Origin of the sequence: Chimaeribacter coloradensis (assembly GCF_002858715.1) — a bacterium.
Classification (GTDB): domain Bacteria; phylum Pseudomonadota; class Gammaproteobacteria; order Enterobacterales; family Enterobacteriaceae; genus Chimaeribacter; species Chimaeribacter coloradensis.
The window spans coordinates 65232-78360 of record NZ_PJZH01000017.1; the positions used below are offsets into that span (position 1 = coordinate 65232).

General features: G+C 61.8%; 12 protein-coding genes. 5 read left to right on the forward strand and 7 right to left on the reverse strand.

What is annotated here, in order from left to right; all coding sequences use genetic code 11:
• Window position 1 precedes the first annotated feature (1 nt).
• Window positions 2-1129 carry a glycosyltransferase family 4 protein gene (locus CYR32_RS15080; RefSeq protein WP_101825845.1) on the reverse strand — a complete coding sequence of 376 codons (1128 nt, stop codon included), beginning with the start codon at window positions 1127-1129 and terminating at the stop codon, window positions 2-4.
• Window positions 1126-2205, reverse strand: a complete 1080-nt coding sequence (rfaQ, locus tag CYR32_RS15085; RefSeq protein WP_101825847.1) for a putative lipopolysaccharide heptosyltransferase III — start codon at window positions 2203-2205, stop codon at window positions 1126-1128. The genes CYR32_RS15080 and rfaQ overlap by 4 nt, the downstream gene beginning before the upstream one ends.
• Window positions 2206-2395: 190 nt before the next feature.
• Here rfaQ and CYR32_RS15090 point away from each other — a divergent pair, with 190 nt between their 5' ends.
• Both CYR32_RS15090 and CYR32_RS15095 read left to right on the forward strand, forming a co-directional pair.
• Window positions 2396-3376, forward strand: coding sequence for a polysaccharide deacetylase family protein (locus tag CYR32_RS15090; RefSeq protein WP_101825849.1), 981 nt, complete (start codon window positions 2396-2398; stop codon window positions 3374-3376).
• 2 nt (window positions 3377-3378) lie between these two features.
• Window positions 3379-4491, forward strand: a complete 1113-nt coding sequence (locus CYR32_RS15095) for a glycosyltransferase family 9 protein (RefSeq protein WP_101825851.1) — start codon at window positions 3379-3381, stop codon at window positions 4489-4491.
• Between the two features lie 39 nt (window positions 4492-4530).
• On the opposite strand, the gene CYR32_RS15100 is transcribed toward CYR32_RS15095, so the two are convergent.
• The 5 genes from CYR32_RS15100 to rfaD are packed head-to-tail and all read right to left on the reverse strand — an operon-like array spanning window position 4531 to window position 9577.
• The gene (locus CYR32_RS15100; protein ID WP_101825853.1) at window positions 4531-5712 is read right to left on the reverse strand and encodes an O-antigen ligase family protein; all 1182 of its coding nucleotides are present in this window, start codon (window positions 5710-5712) and stop codon (window positions 4531-4533) included.
• The gene (locus CYR32_RS15105; RefSeq protein ID WP_101825855.1) at window positions 5696-6598 is read right to left on the reverse strand and encodes a sugar glycosyltransferase; all 903 of its coding nucleotides are present in this window, start codon (window positions 6596-6598) and stop codon (window positions 5696-5698) included. The genes CYR32_RS15100 and CYR32_RS15105 overlap by 17 nt, the downstream gene beginning before the upstream one ends.
• Entirely contained in the window at window positions 6582-7568 is a 987-nt protein-coding gene (gene rfaC / locus CYR32_RS15110) for a lipopolysaccharide heptosyltransferase RfaC (RefSeq protein WP_101825857.1), read from the reverse strand. The genes CYR32_RS15105 and rfaC overlap by 17 nt, the downstream gene beginning before the upstream one ends.
• A complete protein-coding gene (gene rfaF / locus CYR32_RS15115) occupies window positions 7568-8617 on the reverse strand; it encodes an ADP-heptose--LPS heptosyltransferase RfaF (RefSeq protein ID WP_101825859.1) in 1050 nt (349 codons plus the stop codon). The genes rfaC and rfaF overlap by 1 nt, the downstream gene beginning before the upstream one ends.
• A 27-nt stretch (window positions 8618-8644) precedes the next feature.
• Window positions 8645-9577, reverse strand: coding sequence for an ADP-glyceromanno-heptose 6-epimerase (gene rfaD / locus CYR32_RS15120; protein WP_101825861.1), 933 nt, complete (start codon window positions 9575-9577; stop codon window positions 8645-8647).
• Between the two features lie 245 nt (window positions 9578-9822).
• Here rfaD and CYR32_RS15125 point away from each other — a divergent pair, with 245 nt between their 5' ends.
• The 3 genes from CYR32_RS15125 to CYR32_RS15135 all read left to right on the forward strand — a co-directional run bounded on the left by CYR32_RS15125 (window position 9823) and on the right by CYR32_RS15135 (window position 12988).
• On the forward strand, window positions 9823-11019 hold the full coding sequence (locus CYR32_RS15125; protein ID WP_165698254.1) for a glycine C-acetyltransferase: 1197 nt from the start codon (window positions 9823-9825) through the stop codon (window positions 11017-11019).
• 9 nt (window positions 11020-11028) lie between these two features.
• Window positions 11029-12054 (forward strand): L-threonine 3-dehydrogenase, encoded by a 1026-nt coding sequence (tdh, locus tag CYR32_RS15130; protein WP_101825865.1) that lies wholly within the window; start codon window positions 11029-11031, stop codon window positions 12052-12054.
• Between the two features lie 109 nt (window positions 12055-12163).
• Entirely contained in the window at window positions 12164-12988 is an 825-nt protein-coding gene (locus tag CYR32_RS15135) for a glycosyltransferase family 2 protein (protein ID WP_101825867.1), read from the forward strand.
• Window positions 12989-13129 lie beyond the last annotated feature (141 nt).

The window sequence follows — 13129 nt, forward strand, 5'->3', positions numbered from 1 at the left end:
ATCAGTCCAGAAGCCTCGAATAGAGTGAAATCAGCTGTGCCGACAGGGCCGCAGGGGTCGCGGGCAGAATGCGCTGACGCGCCGCCGCCCCCATGGCCGAACCGGGCGCACAGGCGGGCAGGTCACGGATTGCCTGCGTCAGAACGGCCACGTCCAGGGCATCACACACGAAGCCGTTTTCCCCCTGGCGGATAAACTCCGCGCCGCCGCAGGTATGGCTGGTGATCACCGGCAAGCCGCAGGCCATCGCCTCGAGAATGACGTTGGGGAACGGGTCATAGAGCGTCGGCAGCAGCAGCGCGTCTGCGGCCTGGTAGAACGGCAGCGTCTGTTTCTGTACGCCCATAAAACGCAGCCGGTCCAGGCAGCCCAGCGACCGGGCCAGCGCGCGGTAGCGTTTTTCGTCTTTGTCTTTGCCCACCACGATCAGGTAACTCTCCGTGGCGGCCAGCGCCTGAATGGCGGCCGCCAGCCCTTTGCGCTCAAAGCCGGAACCGACAAAGATCAGGCAGTGCGCCGCGGCCGGCAGCGAGAGTTGCCGGCGCAACGTATGGCGTGCCGCCTCCTCCGCCGGGACAAATTTCCCGCTGTCGATGGCGTTATAAATCACGGAGATTTTTTCCGGCGCGACGCCGAAATCCGCGATGATTTCGCGTTTGATCATCTCCGCATTGCAGATCACCGCCTTGAGTTCCGGCGCGGCGTACATCGCCCGCTCGGCGCACATCACATAACGGTGATAGCGGTCAGAAAACAGCAGCTTACGCCGCCACACCGGCAACAGCCGTGCACGCTGCAACAGCCAGCGGCGGTGCACGCCGTCCCCGGCGCGGTAGATGTCGCACCCGGCGATGCGCTCATGGCTCTGCACCAGGTCAAACTTTTCCCGCTGCCACAGGGCGCGGGCCGCGTCGGCAAAGCCACGCTCACGGCTGATGCGGCCCCATTTCACCGGGTTGCAGAGGTGGATGTGCCACTCCGGCCGGGTTTCGCCCTGCCATTCGCGGGTAATGACGTTCAAATCCAGGTTCTGGTTATCCAGCGCATCCAGTGCGCGGGCCACAAACCGTTCTGCCCCGCCATCGGGGCGGTATTTCTGGCGCACCAGCGCCAAACGAAAAGGTGTCATGACAAAAGTTCCCGCGCGGCCGTGATCACCGCGTCTGTCGGAATAAGGTTCAGGTAGCGTTCATCGGTGCGGGTATCGATCGCATCCGGGTCGGGCAGCGGGCCGTAATCCCCGGCCCAAATCACCCGGCCGTTGACCTGCCAGGGCCGCCAGAAGGTGAGTTTGGAAGGGCCGAACAGCGCCAGGCAGGGGGTGCCGAGCGCGGCGGCCATGTGCATCGGCACCGAGTCCACGCCGATAAACAGCCGCGCATGGTCAATCAGCGCCGCGAGCTGGCGCAGCGTCAGTTGCCCGGCCAGCGACACCAGGCCGGGTTGTGGGCAGAGCGCCTGGATCCGGGCAATCATCTGCTGCTCTTTGGCATCCGGCCCCGAAGTCAGCACAATGCGGTGGCCGTCAGCCAGCAGGGCGCGCAGGGTCTCCGCCATCTTCTCCTCGCTCCAGCATTTGAAAAACCAGCGGGAGGTCGGCTGCACCACGATATAGGGGGCGGAAACCTGCGTTGCTGCCAGCAGCGCCGTGACTGCGGCGTGGTCGTCTGCGGTATAGCTCATGGTGACGCGCGCCTCCGGCGGCCTCAGCCCCAGCGGTGTGAGGATCGAGAGGTTCTGCTCCACCGTGTGCAGGCGGTTATGCCCTTCGGTGGACGCCAGCAGGGTATGGCAGGCGCGCCAGAGCGGGTGGCGGCGTTTCGGGAAATCGAACCCGACGCGCACCGGCGCGCCGCTCAGCCGGGTGATCAGCGCGCTGCGCCACTGATCCGCCAGGTTGACCACCAGATCATAATGGCGGCCGCGGATCGCCCGGATCAGCCCCGCCTCTTTTTGCAGGTGTTTGCGGGTGCCCAGCTTTTTCCACTGCCGGTCGATGGCAAAAATCGTGGTCACCGCCGGGTGCGCGGCCAGCATGTCACGCGTCTCCTGATACAGCAGCACATCAATCTCTGCCGCCGGGTAGTGCTGGTGCAGGGTATTGATGACCGGCGTAGTCAGTAACATATCGCCGTGGTGACGCAGTTTGATGATCAAAATACGCCTGACCGGTGTGTGGGAGAGGTGGACTGCCGCGTTGTTCATATTGCATCGCTATTCAGGGAGCCAGCGGGTGATTCTAAATGACCCCCCGCCATGTGGCTACAGTTCAAGATGTTATGCCGTGCCGCAAAACCGGCGCGGCAGCAGCGGCGACGGCACATAATGCCATTTGCTCTGCGCCGCCCGCCTGCGTAACATGTTTTCACTGCGCATTAACCGGGCTTAACTTTTTATGTCAACACCTGCATTTCTCATCACTATCGATACCGAAGGCGATAACCTCTGGCAGAACCACGATCGGATCACCACCGAGAACACCCGCTATTTGCCGCGCTTTCAGGCCCTGTGTGAAAAGTACGGCTTCAAGCCGGTCTACCTCACCAACTATGAGATGGCGATGGATGCAGAGTATGTCGAGTTCGCGCGCGATGTGATCGCCCGTGGCCAGGGCGAAGTGGGGATGCACCTCCACGCCTGGAACAGCCCGCCGGTGATCCCTCTGACCGAAGATGACTGGCGTCATAAGCCCTACCTGATTGAGTACCCGGCTGACCAGATCCGCGCCAAGGTCGACCACATGACCAAGCTGCTGGAAGACGCCTTCCAGACCAAAATGCGCAGCCACCGCGCCGGGCGCTGGGCGTTCAACGAATATTACGCCTCACTGCTGCTGGAGTATGGTTACCAGGTGGACTGCTCCGTCACGCCGCGTGTGAACTGGCGCTTCTCCCCCGGCGACCCGGCCGGGCAGGGCGGCAGTGACTACCGCCATTTCCCCGACGCCGCCTATTTTATCGATCCGAAAAACATTGCCCGCGCCGGGAACTCGCCGCTGCTGGAAGTGCCGATGAGCATCCAGTACAAGCACTCGGGCCTGATGAACAGTATTAAACAGGGGTATGACGCCCTGCGCGGCAAACAGCGTTCGCCGTCTGTGCATTGGCTGCGCCCTTCCGGCGGCAATGTGGACACGATGAAATCGGTGGTGGAACGCACGCTGGCGAACGGCCACGACTACGTGGAGTTTATGCTGCACTCATCCGAATTCATGCCGGGCGGCAGCCCGACCTTCAAAAATGAGGCAGAGATCGAAGGGCTTTACCGCGATCTGGAGGCGCTGTTCAGCTGGCTGAGTGAACGTACCCGCGGCATGACGCTGGCAGAGTATTACGACGCTACCCTGGCGGTACGCAGCAAGGCGGCAGGGCACTGATCATGGCAAAGAAATGGAAAACCGCCCTGACCAACGCGTTTTTGCGCGGCTATGTGGCGCTGACCCGCCGCCTGCAGGACCCGCGCACGCTGAAGGCAGACCATGAGTTCCGCAGCATCGTTATCTACTCCACCACGGCGCTGGGCGATTTGATGTTCAACACCCCGGCCATCCGCGCGGTAAAGCAGCGCTACCCGCAGGCGTTTATTACGCTGGTCTCCAGTGAGAAAAACCGCGGGCTGGTGGCGGAGAGTGACTATTTTGATGACGTGATCTACTGGGATGAGAAGGTCAGGGATATGTTCAGCGTGGTGGGGCAGCTGCGCCGCCACAACCCGGAGCTGGCGATTATCCTGCACGCCAAGCCGCCCTATGATGTGCTGAGCGCGGTGCTGGCGGGCTGCCGCTACATCCTGAAAGATATTTACGGCGGCAAGCCGTGCGGGCTGGAGCGGTGGCTCGCCAACCCGTTTGTGCGTTACAACGGCCACCTGATCCAGCGCAAACTGGATCTGGTGGCGCGGCTCGGCTGTGATGCCGGCAATACTGACATGGCGATCCCGGTGCCTTTCCCATTGCTGGAAAAAGAACCGGGCAAAATTATTATCGGTTTCCAGATGGGCGCGTCGGGGCAGTTACGCTGCTGGCCGGTGCCGCACTTTATCGCGCTGGCAAAAAAGCTGCTGGCGCAGGGGCCGCACTACCAGATAGTGCTGATCGGCACCCGCAAAGAGGCGGCGCTGGAGCGTGAGTTCCTCGCGGGCATGACGGAACAGGAGCGGCGGCAGGTGGTCAGCTACATCGATAAAACCGGGCTGAAGGCGCTGCTGGGCATCATGAAAAATATGGATGTGATGGTCACCGGCGACACCGGCCCGCTGCATCTGGCGATTGCGCTGAAAACCCCGACGGTAAGCCTGTTTGTCACCGCCAACCCGGCACACACCGGCCCCTATCAGGACCCGGCGCTGCACCGGGTGATCCAGGTGCCGCTGACCACCAAAAACCTGACGCCGGAACAGCTGCGCCAGCCGCTCTGCATCATCAGTGCGGAAGAGGTGTTTGAGCGGGTCTGTGACGTGTTGCCGGAGCGCCGTGCGATGGCTGCCGGGTAAATAAAGTAACCGGGGCGCAGGGCGCGCCCCGGTGTGCCATCAGGCGACAGGGGTGAGGGTGGCCGCCGGGCGTTTTTCGGTCATGACCACCGCGAACGGGAACCAGAACAGGTACCAGAACTCCGCCGGGTTGCCGATGTTGAACATCCCCTGTGAGACATAAAAGATCAGCATAAAGACAAACAGCGCCGCCTCCAGCCGCCTCTCTTCACGCAGGCAACGCAGCGCACGCAGCGCGCCATAGCCAATCAGCAGCAGCATGGTGGCAAAGCCCACCAGCCCGCCCTTCAGCAGCGCCCCCAGATAGAGGCTGTGGGTGGTGGTAATAAACTCGCCGCTGTAGTTGGTAAAGCTCAGCTGCCGGTCAAAACCATAGCCAAAGAACGGCGCATCGCTGATTAACTGCAGGGAGTGGTGCCAGATGCTCAGCCGCAGGTAGACCTGCACCGCCAGCGCCTCAAACCGGGCGATCATCACCTCACCCAGCCCGCTGTAAGCAAAAAACGCCCCCAGCACCAGCACCACTGCGCCGAACCACAGCAGGTTGCGGCGGGTAAACAGGCCGAGGTGGGAGGTCATCACCAGCGCCAGCACCAGGCCAATCGCCGGGCCGCGGCTCTGGGTCAGCAGCAGGGCGAGCAGCAGCACCAGCGGCAGCAGCAATACGATGCGGCGCTGGGTATCCCGGAACACCATCAGGGAGAGGATAATGCCGATGGCGAAATACCCGCCGACATCAATCACATTGTCCGGCCCCGGGCTTTGCAGCGTCATCAGCCGGTTGGTCAGGATATTCTGGTGATCGACCCCCATCAAAAACAGCGCCAGCACGGTAAAGCCGCAACAGATCGCCAGATAGATCGCCGGGCGGTAACGGCCGTTCAGCAGCGTGACCAGCATCGCCAGGAAAAACAGCAGGTAGACGCCGTGCGTCAGGGTCGACTCCATGTTCAGCGGGTGCGTCGTCCAGAGGTTACTGGCGGCGTAATAGACCAGATAGAGCGCCGCCAGCGACAGCCCGGTCATCAGTGTTTTGTTGGCGGTGAGCCGTTGGCGGAACGGCGGCCGCCGCCACAGCAGCAATAAAAAGCTGAATGCCGCCAGGTGGAACAGGTTCGTGACGCGGGTGTAGCCACAAAAAATGGCGCTGAAAAACAGGAACAGGGAGAAAAACGCAAACCAGAGCCGCTCCAGCGAGAGGCGCTCAGTTAAAAATGGCATGGTAATCGGCCTTTTCAAAAATAGATTCATCAATCGCGCTGTGTGGGGAGAGGTTGACGACCCTGACTGCCTGCCGGCGCAGGGTATCGGCGGCATGGCGCAAAGAGGGGATCACCAGCTGTGTCAGGCTCTCAGCCAGGTAAGAGGGCTGCTTGTTCTCTTCCGTCTCATAGAAACGCGGCTGGTGGAAATTATTCATATCCAGGCCAAGAATGAATATCTCCCCGAATCCCAAATACGCGGCGATCTGCAACGCCCAATAGACCACTGTCCCGGCGTCAAAAATGCCGTGGCGGATGTCTGTGGAGAAGCCGATATCCGGCCGGTCAGGCGCAAAGTGGGCACTGGGGTCACCGGCATAGGCGTCGCGCAGCGCCGGGGCCTCAATTTTGGGCTGATAGATTTTGAAGGCCGCATCCTCAATCAGCGCCAGGGTGCACTGCACCGCCGCCAGCCCATAGCGGTCGAGGATGCGCGCGATGCCGTGCGCGGTGGTAAACAGCGTCAGCCCTGCGTCGCCGATAATCCCTGCGATCACGTCGCCTTTCTGGTCGTAAAAGCCCATATCCACCACCACGTAGAAGCGGAACCCGACCTGCTGTTGCAGGAACCAGGCACCGTTCACGCCCATCGCCGGCAATGGCGACGGGGTTTTGAAGCGGATGGTTTTCACCGAAGGCCCGGTGGCGGTGAGCAGCAACGGGCCGCGGCAACTGCCGCGCAACGCCGAGAGGTCAGCCAGCGGCACCTGTTGGCCCTTATAACGCAGTGACGCGATCTCCCCGGTGGGAGACCGGCCAATTTTCATGTAGGGCCAGAGGTTTTCATTGTGGCGGAAGGGGCGTGCATGGGTGTAACGGTAGATCTGTTTAAAGAGGGTGCCCACTGATCAGCTGCTCCGTTTCAAGACATTGGTACACCTGCGCGGCGCTGATGTCCGCCATGCTGTTGCCGCTGGCGGGGCGGCAGGCGATCTGGTTCTGCCCGTAACCGCCGATCAGCCCCGGGTCTGTCGGGCCGTAAAGGGTGATGTTGGGGCGATCCAGCGCGGCGGTGAGGTGGCTGAGGCCGGTGTCCACGGAGACCACCGCTTTTGCCCCGGCCAGCACCTTCGCCACGTTTTCCAGCGTCAGCTTCGGCAGCACTTCCACATGGGCAAACCCGGCGGCCAGCCGCTGCGCGCGCTGGTGCTCGTGCTCCGCGCCCCAGGGTAATTTAATGCGCAGGCCGGTCGGTTCCACCTGCGCAATCAGGGCGCGCCAGTTTTCTTCCGGCCAGTGCTTGTCGTCCCGGGTGGTGGCGTGCAGGAACACCAGATAGCGCCCGGCATCGGCCGGCTGGTCACGCAGGAAGCGGGCAGCAATCGCGTAATCGCCCTGCGTTTCCGGCTTCGGGTAACCCAGGCTTTTGGCAAACAGCTCACGCGTGCGCTCCACGGCGTGCTGGCGCTTGTCGATGTCATGGCGGTGGTTGAAGAACCAGCTGGCGAACGGCTCGCGTGCGCTGGCCACATCCTGCCCATGCTTTTCACCCCGGGCGAGCCGGGTGATCAGCGCCGCGCTTTTCATCAGCCCCTGGGCGTCGATCACCACATCATACTGACGGCTTTGCAGCTCACGCTTGAAATCACATCGCTGCTGGCGCGTCTCGGCACCAAACCAGTTTTTACGCCAGCGGCGGATCGCCACCGGGATCACCCGGTCCACCGCCGGGTGCCAGCCGGGGATCTGGCTGAACGCCTCCTCCACGGCCCAGTCGAAGGTGATGCCGGGCAGCGCCTGCATGGCATCCGTCAGGGCTGGCAGCGTATGCAGCACGTCCCCCATTGATGAGGTCTTCACAATCAAAACGTGCATTAACTCTCCTTGCCCGCAGTGAGCAGGGTATTCAGCTCGGCAAAGACCTGCTCGGGCGTAATATCGATCAAACTCTGGTGGTAACCCTGGTCGGCGTCCCCTTTGCGCACCTTGTGGTAGCCGGTAATCAAACGGATAACCTTTGCCTGCTGGGAGAGCGGCGGGGTGAAGTCGGGGCTGCTGGGGCCATAAAGCGCCACCAGCGGGCGATCCAGCGCGGCGGCCACATGCATCAGGCCGGAGTCGTTGCTCACCACCGCGCGGCAGGCGGCGATCAGCACCACCGCCTGATCAAGCTGGGTTTTGCCCGCCAGGTTCAGGCAGTGCGCGCGGCCCTGCTCCGTCAGCGCAGCGCGGATATCCTCGCCCGCCGCGTGATCCTTGGCGGAACCGAACAGCACCACCTGATAGCCCTGCGCCACCAGGATCTCCGCCAGCGCGGCATAGTGGTAGTGCGGCCAGCGTTTGGCCGGGCCGAACTCCGCGCCGGGGCAGAAGCCGATCAGCGGGCGGTCGCCGGGCAGGCCGAAGGCGGTGCGGGTCGCGGCAATCTCCTGATCGCTGACCGCCAGCCGCGGCCAGAGCAGCGGCTGGGCCAGATCTTTCCAGCTGTGGACGCGCTTGCGTTCATAGGCCAGCGCCACATAGCGCTGCACCATCAGCGGGAAGGCGGCTTTATCCAGCGTGCGGATGTCATTCAGCAGGCCGTAGCGCATTTCACCGCGCCAGCCGGTGCGCTGCGGAATGTTGGCGAAAAAGGGAACCAGCGCGGACTTAAAGGAGTTCGGCAGCACATAGGCGCGGTCGTAGTGCCTGTCACGCAGCGCCACGCCGAGTTTGCGGCGCTCGCCCAGCGCCAGTGCGCCGTGCCCCAGCGGCATCGCCAGCGCCTCGTTAACCTCCGGCATCCGGTCGAGCAGCGGACGGCACCAGGCAGGTGCCATCACATCAATCTCGGCGGCGGGTTCCCCGGCCTTCAGGGTGCGGTAAAGGCTCTGCGACATCATCATGTCGCCTACCCAGGAGGGGCCGATAACCAGGATTTTCATACCGCTTCAGTTCCTTATGGCAGGGGCTCAGACGGCGCGGTTCAGCCAGGCCATGTACTCAGCCACACCTTCTGCCACGGTTTTGAACGGCTTGTCATAGCCGGCCGCACGCAGTTTGGTGAGGTCAGCCTGGGTGAACGCCTGATAGCGGCCTTTGAGTTTTTCCGGGAACGGGATGTACTCCACGCCTGCGCTGTTGTGGTGTTTGACCACCGCATCCGCCACTGCCTGGAAAGACTCCGCCCGGCCGGTACCGCAGTTGAAGATGCCGGAAACGCCGTTCTGCCAGAACCAGAGGTTCACCGCCGCCACGTCACCCACGTAGATGAAGTCACGCTGGAAGCCCTGGCTGCCTTCGAACAGCTTCGGCGCTTCACCGGCGTTGATCTGGTTGTTCAGGTGGAACGCCACGCTCGCCATGCTGCCTTTGTGGCCTTCACGCGGGCCATAGACGTTGAAGTAGCGGAAACCGCAGATCTGCGACTCGGCGTGCGGCAGGATTTCACGCACATACTGGTCAAACAGGAATTTGGAGTAGCCGTAGACGTTCAGCGGCTGCTCGTACTGGCGCTCTTCAATGAAGTTGCCGTCACGGCCGCCGTAGGTCGCCGCGGAGGAGGCGTAAAGGAACGGGATTTCGCGGTCGAGGCAGTAGTGCAGGATGTCTTTCGAATACTGATAGTTGTTGTCCATCATGTACTTGCCGTCCCACTCGGTGGTGGAGGAGCAGGCACCTTCATGGAATACCGCCTCGATCTCACCCAGATCGTCACCGGCCACGATGCTGGCGATAAAGTCTTCTTTATCGACATAGTCGGCGATGTCCAGATCCACCAGGTTCACGAACTTGGTGCCGTCTTTCAGGTTGTCCACCACCAGAATGTCCCGGTACCCCATATCATTCAGGGATTTAACGATGTTGCTGCCGATAAAACCAGCGCCGCCAGTGACAATAATCATGGGGTTTACCTTTATTCAACTTTCCGGTGGGGCACCATGCCCCACACTATAATGGGCAATATCATAGCACTTCACTCCCTGACTGGCAGCGGGAAGCGGCTGAATATCCCTGATTGCTCACGCGAAAATCATTGAGTGGCGTGATATATGCTGCAAAAGTGACATTTCATCCCCGAACTGCATCGTCAACCCGCCCGTCGGCCAGTAATATCTTTCGCGAAATGACCTATCCCGGAGATAACAGCATGTCGATGTCCTTCTATCAGCAGTTGGAAGAGCAGCTCGAGGCCGCGCGTGCCGAGGGGCTGTACAAGACCGAACGGATTATTACCTCCGCCCAGCAGGCAGAAATCGCCCTGGCGGACGGCAAGCAGGTGATTAACTTCTGTGCCAACAACTACCTGGGGTTGGCCAACCACCCGGATCTGATTGCCGCCGCCTCGGCAGGCATGGCGGAGCACGGTTTCGGCATGGCCTCGGTGCGCTTTATCTGCGGCACGCAGGATCTGCACAAGGCGCTGGAGCAGCGGCTGGCGGCGTTCCTCGGCATGGAAGATGCCATCCTCTACTCCTCCTGTTTCGATGCCAACGGCGGGCTGTTTGAAACCCTGCTGGGGCCGGAAGATGCGGTTATCTCCGACGCGCTGAACCATGCGTCGATCATCGACGGCGTGCGGCTGTGCAAAGCGAAGCGCTACCGTTACGCCAACAACGATATGGCTGAACTGCGCGAGCGTCTGGCGCAGGCCACGGCGGAGGGGGCGCGGCATATCCTGATCGCCACCGACGGCGTCTTCTCGATGGACGGCGTGATCGCCAACCTGAAGGGGGTATGCGACCTGGCAGACGAGTTCAATGCGCTGGTCATGGTGGATGATTCCCACGCGGTCGGTTTTGTGGGCGAGCACGGGCGCGGCACGCCGGAGTATTGCGGCGTGATGGACCGGGTGGACATTATCACCGGCACGCTGGGCAAGGCGCTGGGCGGCGCATCCGGTGGCTATACCGCCGCGCGTAAAGAGGTGGTGGAGTGGCTGCGCCAGCGGTCCCGCCCCTACCTCTTCTCCAACTCCCTGGCACCGTCGATTGCGGCGGCATCGATCAAGGTGCTGGAGATGCTGGAACAGGGCGGCAGCCTGCGTGAAAAGCTCTGGGCCAATGCGGCGCTGTTCCGCGGGAAGATGACCGCCGCCGGGTTCACCCTGGCCGGGGCGGATCACGCCATTATCCCGGTGATGCTTGGTGAGGCGCGGCTGGCGCAGGCGTTTGCCCAGGCGCTGCAACAGGAGGGGATTTACGTCACCGGCTTCTTCTACCCGGTGGTGCCGAAAGGGCAGGCGCGCATCCGTACCCAGATCTCCGCGGCGCACACCCCGGAACAGATTGAGCATGCCGTGGCGGCGTTTACCCGCATCGGCCGTGAATTGGGCGTTATCGCATAAGGAAAGGCCATGAAAGCATTAGCCAAGCTGAACGCAGAACCCGGCATCTGGATGACCGACGCACCGGCGCCGGAGATGGGCCACAACGATCTGCTGATCAAAATCCGTAAAACCGCCATCTGCGGTACCGACGTCCACATCTATAACTGGGATGAGTGGTCACAGAAGACCATTCCGGTGCCGATGGTGGTAGGCCATGAATATGTGGGCGAAGTGGTCGGGATCGGGCAGGAGGTGCGCGGGTTCAGCCTGGGCGATCGCGTCTCCGGCGAAGGGCACATCACCTGCGGGCATTGCCGCAACTGCCGTGGCGGGCGCACGCATCTCTGCCGCAATGCGGTGGGCGTGGGCGTGAACCGCCCCGGCTGTTTTGCCGAATACCTGGTTATCCCGGCGTTCAACGCCTTTAAAATCCCGGACAACATCCCCGATGAGCTGGCGGCGATTTTCGACCCGTTCGGCAACGCGGTGCATACCGCGCTCTCCTTTGATCTGGTTGGCGAGGATGTGCTGGTGGCCGGTGCCGGGCCGATCGGCATCATGGCGGCGGCAGTCTGTAAGCACGTCGGCGCACGGCATGTGGTGATCACCGATGTGAATGAGTACCGGCTCGATCTGGCGCGCAAAATGGGCGTTACGCGCGCGGTGAATGTCAGCCGGGAAAACCTCACGGAGGTGATGGCGGAGCTCGGCATGACCGAGGGCTTTGATGTCGGGCTGGAGATGTCGGGCGCGCCACCGGCGTTCCGTTCGCTGTTGCAGGCGATGAATCACGGCGGGCGCATTGCGCTGTTAGGGATTCCGCCGTCAGAGATGTCGATCGACTGGAACCAGGTCATTTTCAAAGGGCTGTTTATCAAAGGGATCTACGGCCGTGAGATGTTCGAGACCTGGTACAAAATGGCGGCGCTGATTCAGTCCGGCCTCGACCTGACGCCGATCATTACCCACCACTTCCCGATTGATGAATTCCAGCAGGGTTTTGACATTATGCGTTCCGGGCAATCCGGAAAAGTCATCCTGAATTGGGACTAATTCATCCTCTTCAGCCCTGGGTCAATAAACCGGCCCGGGGCATTTGATCTCTGCGCGGTTGCTCCTTATATAAAGGCGTTTTGCCTTGATATAACAGGGAGTTTTTATCATGACGGCGCTGAGTGTTTGTGTCCTGACGTATAATTCCAGCCGATTAATTAAGTCTGTCTTAACCCCATTATTAGCGATTACCGATGATCTGGTGGTGCTCGATTCCGGCAGCACGGATGAGACCCTCGCCCTCTGCCGTGAGCTGGGCATCACGCCGCATTATGCCGCGTATGAAACCCACGGCCGGCAGATGAATATTGCGCTCGGGTACGCCCGCCACCCCTGGGTGCTGTGCGTGGACAGCGATGAGATCCTCGACCCGATGACCCTGGCCTGGCTTACCCAGTTCAAAGCCGCCCCGGCCCCCGACCCCCACACCGCGTACCGCCTGTCGCGCTACTGGTTTGTGATGGGTAAACCGGTCAGAACCCTGTACCCCGTTTCGTCGCCCGATTTTCCGGTACGGCTGTTTCACCGCGGGGTGGTGCAGTTTAACGACCGCCCGGTGGATGATGCCGCCGAAGGCTTTGCCCGCAGCCGGACAATCCCCGGTGCGGTGCGGCACGACACTTTTTACTCGCTGCATGAGGTGTTTAACAAGGCGAACAGCTACACGACCCGGCTGGTGAAATATAAGCCCATTACGCCATCGCTGTGGCGCGGCATTGCCAGTGCCATCGGGGCATTTTTTAAGTGGTATCTGTTCAGCGGGGCGTGGCGGGAGGGGAAAATCGGCGTGGTGACCGGCAGTTACGCGGTGATCTACTCGTTCCTGAAATACCTCAAGGCGTGGTATGCGCATCAGCCGGAGGCCGCCCCCCGGCACCGTGCGCCGCATGGCCGGGAGGAACGGCAACACGCCGGGAAACGGCAGTTGCATTAAGCGGCGCCCCCCGGGGCACGCCGCCACACTTGCCTAGGGCTGCGCCGGGGTGGCAGGCTGCCCTGCCGGACTCGCCGGACTCGCCGGACTCGCCGGACTCGCCGGACTCGCCGGACTCGCCGGACTCGCCGGACTCGCCGG